This is a genomic window from Pseudomonas sp. GM102 (assembly GCF_000282555.1).
In the GTDB taxonomy this organism is placed as follows: Bacteria; Pseudomonadota; Gammaproteobacteria; order Pseudomonadales; family Pseudomonadaceae; genus Aquipseudomonas.
Genome location: NZ_AKJB01000114.1, coordinates 1 through 20,151 on the forward strand (window position 1 = coordinate 1; position 20,151 = coordinate 20,151).

At 58.0% G+C, this 20,151-nt stretch carries 13 protein-coding genes; 8 read left to right on the forward strand and 5 right to left on the reverse strand.

All coding sequences use genetic code 11. From position 1 onward, the window contains the following. From PMI18_RS04965 to PMI18_RS04950, 4 genes are all read left to right on the forward strand, one after another. On the forward strand, positions 1 to 826 hold an 826-nt coding region (locus PMI18_RS04965), incomplete at its 5' end, for a CS1-pili formation C-terminal domain-containing protein (protein WP_007905763.1). Continuing rightward, on the forward strand, positions 827 to 2,080 hold the full coding sequence (locus PMI18_RS04960) for a hypothetical protein (RefSeq protein ID WP_007905764.1): 1,254 nt from the start codon (positions 827 to 829) through the stop codon (positions 2,078 to 2,080). A 59-nt stretch (positions 2,081 to 2,139) separates the two neighbouring features. Then, entirely contained in the window at positions 2,140 to 2,880 is a 741-nt protein-coding gene (locus PMI18_RS04955) for a hypothetical protein (RefSeq protein WP_007905766.1), read from the forward strand. A gap of 63 nt (positions 2,881 to 2,943) precedes the next feature. Beyond that, positions 2,944 to 3,438, forward strand: a complete 495-nt coding sequence (locus PMI18_RS04950) for a CS1 type fimbrial major subunit (protein WP_007905767.1) — start codon at positions 2,944 to 2,946, stop codon at positions 3,436 to 3,438. Between the two features lie 140 nt (positions 3,439 to 3,578). Here the strand turns inward: PMI18_RS04950 and PMI18_RS04945 are convergent, their stop codons facing one another. From PMI18_RS04945 to PMI18_RS04935, 3 genes are all read right to left on the reverse strand, one after another. Further along, a complete protein-coding gene (locus tag PMI18_RS04945; RefSeq protein ID WP_007905768.1) occupies positions 3,579 to 8,267 on the reverse strand; it encodes a dermonecrotic toxin domain-containing protein in 4,689 nt (1,562 codons plus the stop codon). 173 nt (positions 8,268 to 8,440) lie between these two features. Then, the gene (locus PMI18_RS04940) at positions 8,441 to 11,548 is read right to left on the reverse strand and encodes a transglycosylase domain-containing protein (protein ID WP_007905770.1); all 3,108 of its coding nucleotides are present in this window, start codon (positions 11,546 to 11,548) and stop codon (positions 8,441 to 8,443) included. A 171-nt stretch (positions 11,549 to 11,719) separates the two neighbouring features. Further along, positions 11,720 to 12,178: an REP-associated tyrosine transposase gene (locus PMI18_RS04935; RefSeq protein ID WP_007905771.1), complete on the reverse strand. Its 459-nt coding sequence runs from the start codon at positions 12,176 to 12,178 to the stop codon at positions 11,720 to 11,722. A gap of 613 nt (positions 12,179 to 12,791) precedes the next feature. On the opposite strand from PMI18_RS04935, the gene PMI18_RS04930 reads away from it, so the two are divergent. Further along, positions 12,792 to 14,213 (forward strand): amino acid permease, encoded by a 1,422-nt coding sequence (locus PMI18_RS04930; RefSeq protein WP_007905772.1) that lies wholly within the window; start codon positions 12,792 to 12,794, stop codon positions 14,211 to 14,213. A gap of 63 nt (positions 14,214 to 14,276) precedes the next feature. On the opposite strand, the gene PMI18_RS04925 is transcribed toward PMI18_RS04930, so the two are convergent. Then, the gene (locus PMI18_RS04925) at positions 14,277 to 15,401 is read right to left on the reverse strand and encodes an OpgC family protein (RefSeq protein WP_007905773.1); all 1,125 of its coding nucleotides are present in this window, start codon (positions 15,399 to 15,401) and stop codon (positions 14,277 to 14,279) included. 234 nt (positions 15,402 to 15,635) lie between these two features. Between PMI18_RS04925 and PMI18_RS04920 the strand changes: the two genes are divergently transcribed. Genes PMI18_RS04920 through PMI18_RS04910 form a run of 3 tightly spaced genes read left to right on the forward strand, consistent with a single transcriptional unit; the run spans position 15,636 to position 19,706 of the window. Then, positions 15,636 to 16,577: a glycosyltransferase family 2 protein gene (locus tag PMI18_RS04920; protein WP_007905774.1), complete on the forward strand. Its 942-nt coding sequence runs from the start codon at positions 15,636 to 15,638 to the stop codon at positions 16,575 to 16,577. Between the two features lies 1 nt (position 16,578). Continuing rightward, positions 16,579 to 18,087, forward strand: coding sequence for a glucosyltransferase domain-containing protein (locus tag PMI18_RS04915; protein ID WP_007905776.1), 1,509 nt, complete (start codon positions 16,579 to 16,581; stop codon positions 18,085 to 18,087). Positions 18,088 to 18,134: 47 nt separating this feature from the next. Beyond that, on the forward strand, positions 18,135 to 19,706 hold the full coding sequence (locus tag PMI18_RS04910; RefSeq protein ID WP_050548156.1) for a glycosyltransferase family 39 protein: 1,572 nt from the start codon (positions 18,135 to 18,137) through the stop codon (positions 19,704 to 19,706). Here PMI18_RS04910 and PMI18_RS04905 read toward each other — a convergent pair. Then, positions 19,654 to 19,938, reverse strand: a complete 285-nt coding sequence (locus PMI18_RS04905) for a putative quinol monooxygenase (protein WP_007905780.1) — start codon at positions 19,936 to 19,938, stop codon at positions 19,654 to 19,656. The two genes, PMI18_RS04910 and PMI18_RS04905, sit on opposite strands and share 53 nt — an antisense overlap. Positions 19,939 to 20,151 lie beyond the last annotated feature (213 nt).

The window sequence follows — 20,151 nt, forward strand, 5'->3', positions numbered from 1 at the left end:
CGGCAGCCGTACCGCCCGTGACGGCAGCCGCGACACCAACGCCTCGCTCGGTTACCGCAAAGACCTGCAAGACCACATCCTGCAGAGCGTCTCCGTGACGGCGCTGACCGACACTTACGGCGTCGGTCTGTCGAGCCTGGCGAACTTCCGTACCGATGCAATCAATGGCGACGGCTTTATCCAGCGCTCATCGTTCAACGACAACTTCACCGGCGGCCTGAACCTGGACAGCACCGTGGTCGTCGGTGGCCAGCGCATGGCCCTGACCAGTCAGCATCAAGGACGCGGCGCGGGGATGATCGTCGACGTCGAGTCCGACATCGACGGCATCGCATTACGTGCCGACGATCTCAGCGGTGGCAGCTCGGCATTGCGCCCGGGGCGAAATTTCATTCCGCTCACGGCTTACAAGAACAGTTCGGTGAGCTTCGACTTCGAAGGCAATCACGCCCCGGCGGCGAGCATCGAACCGGCCCGTACTCGCTATCACCTGAACAAGGGCGGCGTGGAGTATCGCAAGGTCTACGTGATGAAAACCCTGACGGTGCTCGGCCGTCTCGTCGACCCACAAGGCAAACCGCTGAAGGGCCATCACGTGATCAACCACGCCAGCCGTGGCGTCAGTGAAGTCGACGGCTTCTTCTCGATGGAAATGCATGCCGGTTCACCGACGCTGGAAGTGCGGTATGCCGATCAGTTGTTGTGTCAGTTCCGACTCGATACCGCCAAGCACCGCAGTGAAAACAACGTGTTGATGATCGGCGATCTGCGCTGCTCGCCAGACACCTTGGCGGATGCGTCATTCACTCGTCAGGAGGCCAGTTGAATGGTCAATCTCAAAACGTATCTGCCGCAATGCCTGTGCTTGCTGGCGCTGTTTGTGACGCCCCCGGCCGAGGCACTCAATCAGGAAATCAGGGCGTTGTTCCGGCCTGACCCGGCGAATCCGCAGCGTAATACGTTCATCAACAAAACCCCGGTCAGTGGTTACTGCGCCGACTATCCCGATCAGTGCGAGGAAAACCAGACCTTCAGCATTCGCCTGCCAATGCGGTTCGAGTCGGCAAGGGCCATGCAACCCCATGACTCGCAGCGCAACAGCTCGATGTTCACCGTGCCGGCGCAATGGCGTGCATTGACGGTGACGAATGCCGAAACCGGTGAGGCGGAACAGGTCGAAATGCGCATTGCCGGATTTGGATCGCGGTACGTGCTCAACGACAAGGTCACCAACCTTACAGGTGCAGCCAATACGCTCGAAGGGCACCGGGCCTTGTGGGGCGGCCCGTATGGCGGCTGGGTAAACCCCCCGTCGCCGTGCCAGTACAGTGGCGTCGGTTGGTACTCGGATGATTTTTACCAGTTTTTCTGGAAAACCCCGACTCAGGGAACCTGCGTGAAAACCGCCAGTTTCAAGATTCCGGGCATGTACTACGAGTACCTGGATTTCGCCTATGAACTGCGTACACCCAATCCGCTTGGCATGTCTTCAGGGCTATACACCGGTGACCTGAGTTATCGCATCGGTCCGGGCGGTGACTTTGACATGGGCGATGTGATGGTGCCCGACGATTCCGATCTGACGCTGAGTTTCGTCCTGGATGTTCAGCACACGCTCAAGGTCGACATTCCTCCCGGTGGTAACAAAATCCGGTTGGAGCCGCAAGGCGGATGGCAAAGCTGGCTGCAAGCCGGACGCCGACCGGTGCGACTGTTCCGTGACCAGACTTTCAACATTTCGGCGTCGTCCCGTTTCAAGATGCTGATCAATTGCGGCCCCGGAATAGGTGCCGAGTGCGGACTGGAGAATAGTGCGGATAACGGTCGTCGAGTCCGCTTGCACGTCAGCGTCAGCCTGCCTGACGGCCTGACCGACCTCTCAGGACAACCCGTGAGACGCCTGCGATTGAGGACCGGTGCGGGGAATGAGCAGCAGTTCAAGCCCGGCTTCTATGTGGACCGGGCACCGGGAACCCTGCATTTCGAGGTCCCGCAATCGGAAATGGAGTTCATGCTGAGGCCCGGTGTTGCAGGCACCTATACCGGCATTGTCGTTGTGATCTGGGACTCTGAAATCTGATGGGCAACGCATCGATCAGTCGTACCGGCAGTGTGTTCAATGACCAAGGATTAAATGTTATGCGTGGGTTTCTATTGATGGGTTTGAGCGTTGTTTCCCTCGGCCTTCAGGCCGGACCGCAAATCAACGTCGGAACGGTGTACGACTATCTGGATGGCGACAAAAGCACCTACCTCAAGCGTGTGTTCAACAGCGGTGACAGCACGGCCTTCGTCAAGGTCAATATTCTGGAAATCGTCTACGACGCCGACGGCATCGCCACTGAAGTACCGGTCACAAGCGACCCAGGCGCGACATCGCGCGACGGGCTGATGGCCAGTCCGGCGCGCCTGATCATTCCGGCCAATGGTATGCAGGGCACACGCCTGTTGTTCATGGGCGGGCGCGACACCGAGCGCTATTTTCGGGTGCGCTTCATCCCGGTGGTGCCGGAAAAGGAAGACGAATTCGCGGTGTCCAGCGAGGAGCGCGAGGACTATAAAAAGAACCTGTCGGCCGGCGTCAACGTCATGACCGGGTTCGGCACGGTGTTCTTCGTCCGGCCGAACAACAGTCGCTACGACAGCCAGATCGAGAATGGCGCGAGCACCTACCGCATTCGCAACAACGGCAATACGTCTGTGGTCGTCGATGAGTTTCGCAACTGCTCGATCAAGCAGGAAAACCAATGCGAGCCCACCACCAAGCACCACATCCGTGCTGGAAAAGAGTTCGCGTTCGACAAACAGCCCGGTCGTGAATACCGCTTCAACCTGGTCGAGGGCGCTTCGAAAAAGGCCCTGCACATTGCCAGCCAGTAACCACCGGCACACGCGAGTGACCGTCGTTGCCCGCCGCTTTTTTTGACGTAACAGGTACCTGAAATGATCAAGCTATCGGCCATCGCCTTGTGGACAGGCGTCACGGCACTGATGAGTTCCCTCGCGTTCGCCGCACGGGAAGAGCACCGATTCGAAGTGTCGGTGGATATTCCGACGTTGGGTTTCTATGTGATACCAGCCGAATCGAACTGGATTCATCGCGAGCAAGTCCTGCCGTGGAATATTCACACCTCGACGCTGGAAGGGCTGCGCAAGAACTTTGACGTCAAGCACGACAGCAGCGCCATCCACGCACGGTTGGACAGCGAGCCCTATCTGTCCAACGGGCGCGATGAGCAGAACATCTACCTGCTTGTCAGTTTCAACGGCAAGGAATTGAGCCATGACCCACTGCCCCGTGAAGTGCTGTCGCGTGCTCAGGCTGTTGCCGGCGGGCGTTTTCCCCTGCACATCCAGCCGAAAGTGCCAGCAGGTGGGTACAAGCCGGGTCGTTACTACGGGAATGTGCAATTGGTCTTCAGTGCCGCGGCACCGTGAACCCGATTCTTCAGTTTGCAGGTGCCGATTCAATTTGATTCACGCGCCCATTCGCGCCAACCATGCCTCGGCCCGAACGGCGATTTGATTTTATCTGCAAGCCTGCCGGCATTTCTGCCGTCAGGCTGCAATGGGCTGGTTTACTGGCCGGCGCGCCCCAGTGCCGCGCGGGTCAGTCGCCTCGACAGTTCTTTTTCATCGTCACCCAAGTCGACAAGCAGCCTGTTGAAGGTCGCCTCGCTGATGGGGTCATCGGCAAAGACCACCGTTTCCGGCACCGATAAATCATTCGCGAGATCCCTTAGGCGGTTGCGCAGAGCGGCGCGTTCAAGATCCGACAATTGTGTTGACTCGACCCATTCACGCTGGGTGGATCGCAGGACCTCAAGCAGCTCGTACTTGGCCAGATGCTGTTGTTTGTTCGTTTCCAGCCGCACCGGATACCGTTCGCCCAGGTAGTTTACCCAGAAGTCCTGTTCGAGCATCTTGTTCACCAGACCATCACCTTCACCCAGTGCCAATACCGTGTCGTAGGCTTGATCGATCATTGCGTCGGTGACACCGGACACTGGCCGATACAGCATGCCTTCGGATTGCCAGGGCAGGCCGAGGCGTTTCGCCAGTCCGGTCTGGTAGGCCAGATAGACTTCAACATCATCAGGGTTGCCTCCACGGCTGGCGACATCGGCCCTGGCAATCTCGTTCACGTGGTCCAGCCGCGCCGCGCCTTTGGCCAGGGTCACCAGTTTGCGTTCAAGCTCTGCCGGTTCGATGGAGTAGGTATAGGCTTCGTAAGCGAGCACGTTGATGCCCATGTGGTTGAACAACTGCGCGCCGGCATCGGCGCAGTCCACCGGTGCGACCACCATGGTGAACAGTTTTTCCCGCAATCGGCTGTCGACATGCACCGCATCGAGCATGCGCCAGACGCGCTGCATCAGTTGATCCCTGATCGCTCCGCCGGCGCGGTAATCGGCAAAGTCACGCACACTGAGCAAGGTCGCCATGAACGGTTGGGCGGCAAGTTCGTCCACCAGTTCCGACCAAGGGGTTTCCCGGTCGAGCCCCCAGCCTGGCACATCGCCCCAATAGTCGGCGCCATACGTCGAGACGATCGATCTGTTTTGCGATGGGCCGGGAGGAATGACGGGTTCCGGTGGCAACGCCATCGAACGGCGGTGTGCCTGGTAGCGCACCTGGTTGATCTCCGACAGGCTGACGACGTCCAGTCGCGTTCGGGCCACCAGCCACTGCGCATCGGAACCTGTCACAACCTCAGGGATATGTGTAAGGGGATTACCGCGCAGGTCGAGAAGGAAACCCCGTGGCCGAGGTCTGGCCAGCGTGCCTTCGGGCCAGGTGTCCAGCCCGGTATTTTTCAGGATGACGACCTTGAGACGGGGCATGCGCGAAAGGTCGGGTGACAGGCCCAGCGGGTTGTCTTCCAGTCTCAAGACTTCCAGGTATGTCAGGCTGCGCAACCGCTCGACGGCCGCGGTATCCAGCACGATGTGATTGTCGCTGAGCCGCAGGCGTTCGAGGCGGCGCAACGTGGTGCCGATGCGGGTGGGCAGGCGTGTCAGCTCGCAGTCTTTGGCGCTGAGTTCCACCAGGTGCGGGAAGTCCTTGAGCAGACCGTTCGAGTCACTGGAAAAGCGCGTGTTGTCGAGTTTGAGTACCGTGACCTTGTCGAGGAATTTTTTCAGCTCGGGGCGCTTCGCCCACCAGGTTTCCAGATCCAGGGACAGCATTTCCCGAGAGAGGTCGAGGGCATAGGAAGACGGATCGGCGCGGTTGCCCAGTTCTGCGTTCTTGCGTTCGAAACAGTCCAACAGACATTCGTAGATATGCAGCCCGCCGCCGTCGCGGAACCCCTGACTGCCCGGCCCCCAGCTTTCCGGTTGCTGGTAGCGCCAGCGATGGACTATCACCCGCAGTTCATCAAGCTCGTTTTCATGCCTTTCGATGGCTTTTAGGGGCTCGCCCTGTTCGGTCAGGGCATCGGCAAACGCATCGACCTCACGTGGGCTGAAATGCGGATGCAAGTCTTGAATGCGCTCCTGCAGGGTGGCGGCGTCTTTGCTCAGACCTCCCCCGCGCACCAGAAACAGCGTGTCGTGCTGGACAACCGATCGTATGGGGGCACTGGCCAATACGGTGCGGCGTTCGCTCGGAGCCGTGGTCTTGGCGATGATCCACTGCTTGAACTGTTCTGCTTCGGTCGGACGATAGCCCAGGACACTGCGACCTTCGTTGTCCATGGCGTGGAGGATCGCTTCATACAGACCGCTCGCTTCATGGATCGGCTGGTTTTCGCCATCGCGCACCAGATAGCGCTCGGGCGCGATACGCACCAGCACCCGGATCCGTTCGGCTGACTCGGCACCGGCACTGCAACGTAACTCGCCATCGAACGTCCCCTCGCGGATTTCGATACGCAACGCACCGAAGGTATCGCTGTAGTGGCGCAAGGCGCCGAGGATCAGGCGTTCGCTGTCGATGTTGCTCAGTGCTTCGCGCTGCAAGCCCTGGGCAGCCCTGACGGACTGCAGCTCAAACTGCAGCTCGCGGGCGGTTGTTCTCAAACGCAAAGGCAAACGGCGGCGCTGCGCGATCTGCTGCAGTTCCATAGGCCTGGCCTGGGCAATCACCCTCTCTGCGAGGATGGGCGTTAGCTGCGGGCAGTCAACCAACACCTGACTGACTTCAGGGGAGAGCGGTGCCGCCGCATCGTCCGGCGTGGTGCCCAGGTGCACCAGGGTATCGGTCAGCAACGGTGGCGGCGGTGCGTTTTCCACATGCATGCGTCGCAGGATGTCTTCGTCGGTGCCGGTGAGCAGGCGAATCTGCTCCAGTTGCGCATCGCTGAAGCCATCGGTGCTATGCCCGATCCGTCGCATCAGTTGCGTACCTTCCCACTGGCGCGGGTTTTCCGTTTCGCAGACCCAGGCACCACGGGCATTGTGATCGAGGGTGGGCGCATAGGCTTCGGGTCGTCGCGGGTGGCGGATACGATGCTGACCGGTGGTCGGATCCTTCACCACTTCGAACAGGTGCTGATCCAGTTGCAGCAACTGCTTGTCGCCCACCGGATGCAGCCCATGGGCGTCGGGCCGGGTCTGTGCTGGCAGCGCCTGTTTCGGCAATCGGTAAGGTGTGAGATCGGGATTCCACAGCCGCGTCTGGCCATCCGCCAACTGCACCGGTTTCAACCCTTCTACAAACGATGAGAGCTTCATCCCGGCAACGTGGCCGAGGTTTGCACCGGCGGCGAAGGCGCCGAGCTGGACAATGCTTTCCAGCACGCCGATGGCTTGCTCCCCAGCCTCGGCCAAATGACCTTCGGCCAGATCCACTACGCCTTCGAATACGCCGTCGAGCAGTTGATACGCCGTATAGGCCAGCATCAACTCGCCCAGAAAAGGGACAAGCGGTGTCGCCACCAGCAGTGCCACGTTGAGGATGTCCGAGAGCATTTTTTCCAGATTGTCCCACCAGGTCCAACGTGCCATGCGGTCGGCGTACTCGGTGGAAATCGCGATTTCCCGGGCGTCATTGAGGATCTTGTTCAGTTTTTGCCGGTAGAAGTAGCCCCATAGATCACCGGTGAAGCGCGTCTCGCGATCCTCCTGAATCTTCGACAGGTTGAACTGTAGGTTGGGGTTATCCACTGGCGTTTCACGCCAACTCGGCAGGTTGGAACCCGGTGCGGCGGGCTGCCATTGGACTTTACCCAGACGGTCATTCAATCCGGCAAAAAAATGCCCCCGTTGTTGATGGTTCACGAACTGGCTGAAAAACCGTTGATAGCTTGTGGCAGAGGCACCATCGCGTAGCTGCCGCGTCAGTTCAGCCATAAATTCGAGCGACGACGGGTATTGCTTGAGCGGGTGTTCCGGGTCATGGGGAACGTAAGCGATCACCGGGACAGGACCGGTGGCGGTGGAGACATCGGCGCAGATCAGGACAATGCCGATCAGACGCGCATCCATCATCGCCAGGTTGTAATAACTGATGGCCTGGCCGTTCCAGCGTAGATTTCTGCGGTCATCGAGCATGCCCTGTACCACGTCATAGGCGTCCTGGCCGATGTCGTTTTTCATCAGGGCCATTTGCGCCGCGACATTGAGCGCGCTCTTCTGGCTGAGAATGACTTTGTGGCGCAAGACATTGCTGGCCACTTTGTTTGTCGACAGTAAAAGCTCGTTAAGGTGTTGTTCGTATCGAGCGCCGATGTTCAGTTCGCGACACAGTGCCTTGAACTGATCGACGCTCATTTTGTGCTTAAGCTGTTTTATCGCGAAATGACCCCGGGCGTCGGGGCGAGTAATGAATTCGGAATCGGCCGTGAATGTTTCGTTACCCGAAAAGTTGTGCAGCGCCGCATCCAGCAAGGAAACGGTTCGGCTTTGAGTGCCTGATGCAAAGTCATGCACCCACCACGACGTGTTCACCGGTGCATACAGCCGCAGCCAGGTTTGCTCGACGTCATCGTCTACACCGAAGCGTTGTTTCAGAACCTGTTGCAGTAAGGGTTTGGCAAAGGCGTACACATCCTGCAGGTTGCTCAGTGCTTGCTCGACGCTGTTTTGCGCGTTCCAGTTGAGCTTGAGGTCATTCCTCAAGCTTCGGTGTGCAGCGACCGAAGCGCTCTGTTGCCAGTCGGGAATCGTCAGTCTGACGTTCTTCAGCGCTTGGACTTGTGGCGCTGAAGCGTTCAGCAGCCAGGAAGGGATGGCCTTCTTGATCAACTCATAGTGCGTGCTTTTGGCGGGGAGAGCGATTGAGGCCTGATCTGTTGGTAGAAGTGTCGGGGGGAAATTGGGCATTGCTTGATCGTCCATTGATCAATAGTGGAGCGACCAGACTAGGTAAGCGGCTTGCCCAAAAAAAGCTCAAATATACGTTCGAAATTGCGCTGGTTTCGACTCAAACCTCTCAAAATTGAAGAGTGAAAAATATATAGATACCGCCACACCGGGCAGGTCTGTTGACCCACGGCTTAGCGTCCAGCCGTTGTCACGGCTCCTTGGCACAGGGTTCCCGGTAGCAGATAAGGCGACAAAATCGGCGCCATGCCCTTGAGCACTTGCACCGGTAACGCCGAGGTGAACTTGAAGTTCTCAGCCGTGCGCCCTGGAACATAGGCGGTGAGGGTGCCGAAATGCCGGTCACCAATGTAGAACACGAAGGTCGCGGTACGGTTGATCGATTTCGAGCTGAGAATCCGCCCGCCGGAACCGATGGCTTCAATGCGGTTGTCGCCGGTACCGGTTTTGCCGCCCATGGCCAACGGGCTACCGTCAGCCAGTTTGAAACTGCCCGCCACACGTTTGGCGGTGCCGGCGTCCACCACTTGCGACAAAGCCTCACGCATGGCAGTTGCCACCTCGGAAGGCATCACGCGTTTGCCGACGACAGGGTTATTGATCAGGCGGGTTTCATAGGGCGTATCCGCCGCAAAGTGCAGGCTGTCGATACGTAGCGTCGGCATGCGCACACCGTCGTTGAGAATAGTGCCGATCAGCTCCGCCAATGCCGCCGGGCGATCGCCGGAGCTACCGATGGCGGTGGCCAGCGAGGGCACCAGATGATCGAACGGATAGCCGACTTTCTGCCAGCGCTGGTGTATGTCGAGGAACGCCTCGATCTCCAGCATGGTGCGGATTCGGCTGTCGCGGGCACCCTTGTGTCGACTCTTGAACAGCCAGCTATAGACTTCCTGACGCTCGAACTGGCTGGCTTTGACGATCTGGCTGAACTTGGCGTCGGGGTTGTTCAGCAAGTAGCCGATCAACCACAGATCCAGCGGGTGAACCTTGGCAATGAAACCCTGGTCTGGCAGGTCATAACTGCCAGGGCCATAACTCAGGTAGAGACGTTCAAGGCGTTCGTCGGTCAGTTTTTCATTGAGCTTGGCGCCTTTGAGGTGCGAGCGTACGAAGGTGTTGAAGCTTTCCTGGTCAGCCTGGGGGAATAGATAACGATGCACGGCGGCCATGCGAATCGGGGTCGGGCGCATGCCGTCGAGAAAGGTTTCGAGCCGCGCCTTGGTGTCCTTGTTGCGGTATTTCTTCCAGAACTTCAGCAGGAACGAGGTGCCTTCTTTATCGGCGAATGAGGCCAGGTATTCCTGACGCCGAGGGTCGCGATCGTCCTTGAGCAATTCGGCGCTGTTGTTGGGACCGGAATAGGTGGTGTAGCGCACCAGGTCACGCATCAGGCGAATGAACGGCAGGTTGATCGACTCACGAATGGCATCACGCAGGGTCGGCATGCGGCCGTTGTCTTCCTTGCGAAAGTTATTGAATGTGTGCAGCCCGCCACCCGTGAAAAAGGCCTCGCCAGGGCTGGCGGAGTATTTGCGATCCAGCGCGGCACTCAGCATGTTCGGCAGGTTGTGATCTTTGTTCTGTATCAGGTAATCGACGGCCCAGCGGCTCAGACGGTCCTGGTCCGGAACCTCGACTTTTTTCAGTTCAGGAACGCTCATCGTTGCGTACTTATCGTGCAGTTCGGCGATGATTTGCAGGTAAGTGGTGAGCACGCGCATTTTTGCCGTGGAGCCCAGTTCCAGCTTGCTGCCTTCATTGATGTCGAACGGCTGGTCGGTGCTGTCGGTCTGCACCCGCACTCGTGAGCCGTCCGGAGTCAGTTCGAACAGGGTGAAGCTGTAGCGCACCTGCGCGGTGCTGGTGGGGGTGAGCAGACGTTCGCCAATCAGGCCGATTTCCGCTGCATAAGCTGGGTCGGCCAGATGCTTGAGGTACGCCGTGGCCTGGGTTTGCAACTCGCCTTGCAGCGTACTGGTGGCTGACAGGTCGAGACGGTCGAGGTCATACAGTGGACGGTTGAGCAACCCGCCCAGACGGCTGCGCGCCACACTGATGCCCTTGTTGGTTTCGATGGGCTGAATGGTGGGCTGGGTGGCCCAGTCGCGGTAAGTCACTTTACTGGCCAATGCTGCTGCCGCGAGTGGCGCATCGATCACGCCATTCTGCGCCAGCAGGCGAATATGGCTGTCAGTGAGATTGGCCAATTCATCACGGCCCTTGGTCAAGTAATGGGAAGGGCGACGCTGAGCGATCATCAGTGACAGTATCTCCCGCAGGGCCAGGCCTTTTTCCGACAGACTTTTCGGGTCGGTGTCGGTGCTGGCCAGCCGTTCGTTGGCCTGGTTGAAATCGGCGCCGTACCAGACGCGCAAACCTTCGGCCATGCCATGCACTTCACCGTGACCCGGTACTGCCGACAGCGGAACACTGTTGAGGTAGTCACGAATCACATTTTGCCGTGCCTGGAGGGTTTCCGGGCCCGCCTGATAGGCCCGCACGCTGGCGGAAATCATTTGCCGGATCTTTTCCGCCCCCGACATTGTCAAGCCATCGGGCGAGTGTCGATATTTTTCAAGCTGCGTTGCCAGCGTACTGCCGCCCGCCGACTGACCGGGCAGGCGCAACAACTTGGCCACCTGAGACCACGCCGCCATGCCGAACCGTGGCCAGTCCACTGCGGGGTTGGCCAAAGGCTGACGGGGATCGAGCAAAAAGCGGTTTTCGATGAAGAGCAAACTGCTGACCACTACCGGAGGGATCGTCGCAAAGCTCGAATAGAGTTGTTGTGGATAGTTGAACTGGTACAGCGGTGCCGCGCGGCAATCGGTGATCGACAGCCCCGCCTGGATTTTTTCTGCATAGGGCACGAAAAAGCCCTTGTCGCTGTACTTCATCAGTGCCGGGGAAAAGCGGGTTTGTGCTGACACCACGTAATCACGCTTTAGCAGGCGCGGCAGAAACTCATCCAGGGCGCTGTAACCCAATCGCTGATCGAACGGGCCTGCGCCAGGATAGCGAATCGCATCGCTGGGGCCAGGTTGCAGCTCGTATTTCAGCGAGGCGGCATATTTGCTGATTTCCCGGGCCTGAAACTTGGATGTGCGCATTTCCTTGGCCGCGGCGAGGCCCAGGACAATCAGAATAATCAGCAGCAGCAACCAGAACGCCCCCCAGCCGTGCCGGGAACGACGGGGTTTCTCAGGTAAAGGCGCTTCATCCACTCTTTCAGTCGGAACCACAGTTTCACTCGAATCGGTTTGCCACAAAGCGCCCATAGTCGACTGATCCATTCACGCAGATTGATCGGACTTGTTAGAAGCTTAGACGGTGGTTGGCGTTGGTGAAAAAATTGTGAATAACCAAATATCGGTACGCACCATTGCTTGTGACTTGTGACTTGTGACTTGTGACCTGTGGCGCGGGAGCAAGCTCCCTCGCCACAAGGTTCAAAGCCAGCAGGCATCCCACAGCGGGTAGTCGCCAATTTTTTCCACTAATCCTGCCCGTAGCGGATTGGCAACAATGTAACGAGCAAAAGGCAGAAGCTCTTCGCCATCGCGGATTGCCCGATCGTGATAGCCGGTTTGCCAGAAAGCTCCTTCATTGTTTGACGCTCGGTTAATGGTGAGGGTGCTGCGAGATTTGGTGGCTTGCATGAGTTGCGCCAGGGAGTGTTGTTCGAGTTGTACCAACCAATGGAAGTGATCTGGCATGACGACCCATGCTATTGAGTTGACCCATTTTTGGTCGTGGGCTCGCTTGAACTCGGCGACTAACAGGCGCCCCAGCCGCCAGTCCGTGAATATTCGGCGGCGTTGATGCACAACCGCGGTGATGAGATAGGCCCGACCCTGTTCCGAACAGCGTCCATGGCGTAGCAAATGGGAATTGGGATGTGGATGCATTCCTTGCGTCCTTTTGTAGTGATCCTCATTTGACCTTAGCCCCCTATTTACACAGGTGAAGCTGCAACTTCTGACTGAAATTTCCGAGATCCATGAAGGATCCAGGCGCTTTTGTGGCGAGGGAGCTTGCTCCCGCTGGGCTGCGAAGCGGCCCTATCCCTGCAAACGTGATCTGCCAGGTAAACCGGTGTGTTGGGTTTGCGACTGCTGCGCAGCCGAGCGGGAGCAAGCTCCCTTGCCACAGGGGCTGTGTCGTCTGTAATGGCCGAACTAGACGCATCAAAGCGCTAAATTCTGCCTGGATAGGGGCATGACGATGCACCATTGCTGTGCAATACTCGGCGCCGTTTCAGTGGTGAATAATCCTACATAAGTCAGGTAATGCCCCTCCGAAAACCGCGCTTTTGCCGAGAGTTATGGCTGAATGTTGTGGTTTATAGAGTGAAAAACCCTGTCGGAAGCTTTTTATACTGCACGCCCCGCTGATCTTGCAGGTTTTGTCCTGCAAGACGCGTCTGCCCATGAAGCAGGCCCGGTTTCGCAGAAGCGCTGGCTTATCGGTCGGTGCTTCGACACTCGGTGGTCATATCCAATAACAAGACGAGGTACCCCTATGCCAGTTGGCAATCACCTGCCTCACGGCGAGACCGCTCAGGGCGGCCCGCTTAAACGCGAACTCGGCGAACGGCATATTCGCTTGATGGCGCTCGGTGCCTGTATCGGCGTCGGCCTTTTCCTGGGTTCGGCCAAGGCCATCGAAATGGCCGGTCCGGCCATCATGCTCTCCTACATCATCGGCGGTCTGGCGATCCTGGTGATCATGCGCGCCCTCGGCGAGATGGCCGTGCACAACCCGGTCGCCGGCTCGTTCAGCCGTTATGCACAAGACTATCTCGGCCCATTGGCAGGCTTTCTGACCGGCTGGAACTACTGGTTCCTGTGGCTGGTGACCTGCGTCGCGGAAATCACCGCGGTGGCGGTGTACATGGGCGTCTGGTTCCCCGACGTGCCGCGCTGGATCTGGGCACTGGCGGCGTTGGTCAGCATGGGCTCGATCAACTTGATCGCGGTGAAAGCCTTCGGTGAGTTCGAATTCTGGTTCGCCCTGATCAAGATCGTCACCATCATTGCGATGGTGCTCGGCGGCATCGGCGTGATCGCTTTCGGCTTCGGCAACGAAGGTGTGGCGCTAGGGATTTCCAATCTCTGGGCTCACGGCGGCTTCATGCCCAACGGCGTGCAAGGCGTGTTGATGTCCCTGCAAATGGTGATGTTCGCCTACCTCGGCGTCGAGATGATCGGCCTGACTGCCGGTGAAGCCAAGAACCCGCAGAAGACCATCCCCAATGCAATCGGCTCGGTGTTCTGGCGGATTCTGCTGTTCTACGTCGGCGCCTTGTTCGTGATCCTGTCGATCTACCCGTGGAACGAAATCGGCACCCAGGGCAGCCCGTTTGTGATGACCTTCGAGCGCCTGGGTATCAAGACCGCCGCCGGCATCATCAACTTCGTGGTGATCACCGCTGCGCTGTCGTCCTGCAACGGCGGCATTTTCAGCACCGGGCGCATGCTCTACAGCCTGGCGCAGAACGGCCAGGCCCCGGCCGGTTTCGCCAAGACCTCGAACAACGGCGTGCCGCGTCGTGCGCTGTTGCTGTCGATCGGTGCGTTGCTGCTGGGCGTGTTGCTTAACTATCTGGTGCCGGAGAAAGTCTTCGTCTGGGTCACCGCGATTGCCACCTTCGGCGCGATCTGGACTTGGGTGATGATTCTGCTGGCCCAGCTCAAATTCCGCCAAGGCCTGAGCGCCAGCGAACGTGCCGGTCTCAAATACCGCATGTGGCTGTACCCGGTCAGTTCTTACCTGGCGCTGGCATTTCTGGTGCTGGTGGTCGGCCTGATGGCGTACTTCCCGGACACTCGCGTGGCGCTGTATGTCGGGCCTGCTTTCCTGGTGCTGCTGACGGTGTTGTTCTACGTGTTCAAGTTGCAACCGAGCAATGTGTCGCAAGGTGCGGTGCGTTCGGCTTCTTGAGTCTGTAACGCCAGAAATGCAAAAGCCCCGGTTTAGATGACCGGGGCTTTTGTATTGTGGATCTTAAGCTACCGACACCACCATCGAGCGATTCAACCGCTTGTTGAAATCCAGCCAGGCCCCCAGCAGCACCATCAACCCGACTCCCAGCAGTGCACTGAATACCTGCATCGCCAGTGCATTCCCGCCCAAGGCATTGAGCATGTCTGCCAACGGCGCCAGCAACACACCAAGGCAAAACACTTCCAACGAATACCGCCCCATGCGACAGCTTTGCCGCGCCAGCCAGTGCTGCGTCCAGCCCGTGTCCGGCAACAACCTGGCGGTGACGTAGGCGAGGGCGAGGAAGTGCAGCAGGCGCGCCGGAGAGAGGTTGGTCTTGCTGATCGGATAGAGCCATTCACCGAGCTGTTGAGGCATGAAGGCGTCATGCACGGTCGGCCATTTCCACGCCACTGCGATCAGCCCGGTCAGCAGCAAATAGATCAGCGCTGCGATAAAAACCGGCTGCCGAATCAGTGGTCGAGGTTGCGGCACCCGAGGCCTTTGCCCATGAATCGCTGCCGCGCCGCCGAGAATAAACAGCAGCTGCCAGGCCATCGGATTGAAAAACCACACGCCACCGTCGGTGCCCGCCAGGTTCCACTGAAGCCATGGCGCCAGCAGGTACAAGACCACCGACAACCCCACCACGTATTCAGGTTTGCGCAGCAGCATCGGCAGCACCAGCGGCAGGCCGAGCAGCAAAAAAATGTACAGCGGCAACGGGTCCATCAGGTTCGGCTTGAAGCGCAGCAACAACTCATCCATCAACGCCTGCTGCGGATTGCTGAGGAAATACTGCAAGCCCATTTCCTGCACCAAGTCACGGGTTTCCACGTGGCTGTTGGCGAAAAACACGATGCCCATCAACAGCGCCAGCAAAAAAATATGCACCACATAAAGCACCCAGGCGCGTCGCAGGATTTTCACCGTAGCGACCATGAAACCGTCGCGCCGGGCGATTTTGCCGTAGGCCAGCACGGCCGCGTAACCGGCCAGGAACACGAAAATCTCCGCCGCATCGCTGAAGCCAATATTACGCACCGTTAACTGCGCGAGCGGGTTTTGCGGCACGTGATCCCAGAAGATGAAGATCAGCGCCAGGCCGCGAAAAAAGTCGATTCGGTGATCGCGTTCAAACGTCATGAAGGCAGGCTCTTGAACGGGGTTGTTGGGTAGGAGCTCGCTCCTACAGCGGCGCGCAGGGTGGCGTGATTCGCGGGTAATTGCAAAAGGCTGGATATTACCGAATGTCTCAGCTGCCTATAGCTAACGAATTGAACGGCGTAGCCGTCGGTCTGCCGGGCAGCTCGCGCACCAGAACGCCCCCTGATGGCGGTCTGTCGAACATCTACACTTCGTTTCTCAGGAGTGTGAAATGTGAAAGTTTCGCTGATTGTCCCGGTATTCAATGAAGAGCAGGCGATCAATCTGTTCTATCAGGCGGTGCGTCGCGAATTGAAACTTGACCCGTGTGAGGTCGAGATCGTGTTCATCAACGACGGCAGTACCGACCAGACAGCTGAGCAAGCCAAGGCGCTGGCACAGGTCGATGAACAGGTATTGCTGATCAATTTTTCGCGCAACTTCGGCAAGGAGCCGGCGCTGTTCGCGGGGCTCGAATACGCCACCGGCGATGCGGTGATCCCCATGGACGTGGACCTGCAGGATCCGATCAGCGTCATCCCGCAGTTGATTGCCGAGTGGCAAAAGGGCGCCGATGTGGTGCTCGCCAAACGCCGCAATCGTGACAGTGACAGTTATTTGAAACGCCACAGCGCGTCGCTCTTCTATCATTTGCTGAACAGGATTTCCTACACCCGGATCGAAGAAAACGTCGGGGATTTCCGACTCATGGACCGCAAGGTGGTCAATGTGATTCGCGCGCTTCCCGAGCATCAGTTGTTCATGAAGGGTGTTCTGTCCTGGGCCGGGTTCACCACTGCAGTGGTGGAATACGAGCGGGCCGGGCGAGTAGCGGGAAGCAGCAAGTTCAATGGCTGGAAACTGTGGAACCTGGCGCTGGAAGGCATTACTTCGTTCAGCACCGTGCCATTGCGGTTGTGGACTTACATCGGTGGCGGTATCTCGATCTTCGCGGTGCTGTACGCGGTATACATGGTGCTGGACAAGATTTTCTTCGGTAACAATGTCCCCGGTTACCCCTCGCTGATGACGGCCATTCTGTTTCTCGGCGGCGTCCAATTGATCGGTATCGGCATCCTCGGCGAGTATGTCGGCCGCATCTATATCGAAGCCAAGCACCGGCCCCGTTATGTGGTCAAAGACGTCATTGGCGGCAAAGACCGGGTCGGGCTTTAGCATGGGCAGACTGGGCGACTTTTTCAGCAGAGAACTCGGGTATCGTCGGGTCTGGCTGTTTTTCCTGATCGCGACCCTGGTTTATGTCATTCCACTGATCCTGGCGGACTATCCCTACATCGATGACAACTGGCGCTCGCTGTCGGCCGGTACGGAATGGGCGGGGCAGGGGCGGTTGTTCACCGAGCTGTTCTACAACCTGCTGACGTTCAGCGATGGCGCACCGAACATCTTTCCATTGCCGCTGTTGATCGCCACGCTGGCCATGGCTTTTGCGTTGACCAGTCTGACCTTCCATTACTACCCACGGCCGACACTATCCTGCTGCCTGGTGCTGTTGCCACTCTGGTACAACCCGTTCTTCCTGCAGAACCTGTCTTATCAATACGACGGGCCGGCCAATGCCTTGAGCTTGGTGGCGGTGATTTACACGATCACTTTTCGTCATCCCTCGCGCATTCTGCAATGGCTGGTGCCAGCTTTCCTGATTGCGCTGGCGCTGGGGCTTTATCAGGTGAGCCTCAATGTGTTTCTGGGCCTGTGTTGCCTGGAGCTGCTCAGGGGCGCGAATGACAAATGGGCCTGGCGGCAGTGGTACGAATTGATCGGCTGGAAAGTCGCCCAGGTGGGGCTGGGTGGGTTGATCTACAGCGTCACGGCTTATCCCTACATGAATCATGATCGCGTCTTGTTGCTGAACTGGGCAGCAGAGCCCTTGCTGCAACTTGAAATCAACATCGGCCGGGTGCTGGAAAAAGTCGCGCTGCTGTTTCACGGTGGATTCACCTGGGTGTTCGCCATGCTGCTGTTGTGTGCCTTGGTGGGCAGCGCACGGTTGGCCCACAACGTGATGGAACGCCACGACACCGGGCTGAGAAAAATCGTGATGGGCCTGGTGTGTGTGCTGACCGTGCCGGTCGTGACCTTGCTGGTGTCGGGTGCTGCGCTGTTTTTTCGCGACTTCAATGAAGGCGCCAGAACCTTGATGGGCTTTGCAGTGTTGCTGGTGCTGTTGTTCTATTTGAGCCATCTGGCGCTGGCGCCCATTCATGAGCGGCTACCGATGCTGTTGGCGGTGCCTCTGTTGGCCATGCTTTCGTTGTCTTACGCCTATGGTCGCGTGCTGACAGTGCAGAACACCTTTGCGTCCAGCGCGTTGTTTTCCCTGGGGCATGACATTGCGGCCCATCGGCAACTGCACGAGGCCAAGCGCATTTACCTGTCGGTGAGTTATTCCGATCACTGGCTGGTGGGGGCCGCGGGTTCGTTCAAGCGGATGCCGGTCTTGCATTATCTGCTGAACATCAACTTCTTCATGCTGGCTGAAAACCTGCCGAAGGCGGGCATCACCAATGTGGTTGCCGAGAGGGAGCGGCGCAACGCGACCCTGATGGGTTACCAGGCTTATCCGCCGCTGGTGGAGAGCAAGTTTTACCGCATCTATCTGCTGGGTGATTACGGTTTTATCGTCATGAAGGAGCCAACCCCGATCACCACGCTTCAGTGGTGAACCTGGTGATTACCTCTTCGATTCCTTCCGAAATTTTTCCAGCCCGGATGGCCGACAGGGCAGGTCTGGTGGCGGTGATCGTCCTCGCGTTGTTCGCAAGGTTTCACTCCATCACCGTGCCGGTCATCTGGTACGACGAGGCCTACAGCCTGCTGCTGGCCGAGGGCTCGCCTGCGTATATCTGGGCTACAACGGCGCGGGATGTTCATCCGCCGCTTTACTATGTCTTGCTGCATTTCTGGATGGTGCTGTTCGGTAATGGCGTGTTGTCTGCGCGGTCTCTGAGTGCACTGGCCGATGTCGGCACGCTGTTGCTGAGCATTAAATTGATGAGCCTGGTGACAACGCGAAAGGCGACCTGGATAGCGGCATTGTTGTTGGCATTGCTACCGATATCGGTGCGCTACAGCCAGGAAGTGCGCATGTACACCTTGCTCGGCTTTTGGCTGATGGGTGCGACCGTGGCGCTGGTGTGCTGGATCAAGGCCCCGGCTCAAAAACGTCATCCGGTTTTTTACGCGCTGTTGATGACGGCTGCTTTCTATACGCACTACTTCGCCGCGCTGTGTGTTTTGGTGCATTGGCTGTGTTGGTGGCGAGTGAGAGATGGCGGTCGGTCCACGGCAATACCGATCCGTGCGTGGGTCTTGGCCAATTGCGCAATCGTCGTGTTGTACCTGCCATGGCTACCCGATTTCATCGATCAATTGCTGCGAATGGACGGACTCGAGTGGATACCGCCGCTCACCTGGCAAACAGCGCTGACCTTCGTTTGGCAACTGGTGATGATGGAGGGAGCGGTCAGTCATTCATCCTTATGGCGGGTGTTGCCCTCGGTGTTGATCGTTGTTTGCGCCGCAGTGGTGCTGCTCAAGGCACGCTATGAGCGACCTTTCAGTATCTTGTTGGTGGGCTATTTCTTTGTGCCGGTGCTGACCGTTTTGCTGGTGTCGCTGATCGTTCCGGTTTTCAATGCCCGATACCTGGTGTTCTCGGCTGCCGCGTTGCCATTGATCGTTGCGCTCGCGCTGGACGCATGGAGCCAACGCCACGCCGTTCTTGCCGCTGTCGCCATGGCGTTGGTGTTATTGGCAGAAGTACACGGGCTTTCGGCGGTCTACGCACAAACGGATGAGATGAACGGCACAAGCATTCGCAAAGACGCAAAACTGGACGCCGTGATCGCCGGTCTCGGTCGCGAAGTCCGTCCGGGTGACGAGATCGTTGTGGATAACCTGTATTGGTATTTGCCGTTTACGTACTACAACTCGACCGGTATTCAGCCGAGGTTATACGCTTTCAAACCACCGACAGGCACCCTTTGGGGAACCGCCGAATACGGTGGTTGGGCACTCATCCCCCGTCACCTGCATTCGATTCTCTTCGACGATTTTTCAACCTTGAAACTCAATGCCAAGCGGATCTGGTGGGTCACGGGCGACGCTCGTCCTGAACACGACGCCTTGTTTCCCAAACACTGGAAACAAGTGCTGATGCTAAAGGAAGGGGACAGTGAAGCCCGTTTGTTTATCCGAGGGGAAGCGGCAACCCCCCTTGAGGTTGACGTCAGAACGCATCCATCAGCACAACAATACAATCCTTCGCCTGGTAACCATTGATCTGCGGCACCAGACGCCGAAAATGCTCAGACTGGCAATGAGCATCCAGCGCCGCCTTATTCGGCCATTGTTCGACGAAGATAAAGTGCCCCGGGTCTTTTTGATCGATGAACAGATCGTAAGCAATGCAATCAGGTTCCAGTCGAGTCTTCTCGACCAGTTCGGCGTACCACGGGCGAACGGTTTCAATGTATTCGGGTTTGATGAAATCTTGAGCGATTACTTTCAGCATGGTGTTCTTCCTTGGTGCATGGGTATCTACACATCTTCCCGGATTTTGAGGGTGTACATATCCGTTTTTGCGGTAATAGCCACTTAGGGTTCCGCCCTTACGGCGGGTCACTTGGAAAAGCCCCAAGTAACCAAGGGCTTTTGCCCCTTTCGTTCGGTGCCTCGCCCAGGCTCGGCATGCCCTCGCTCCGGTCCTGCTCCGTGGGCCCGCCGC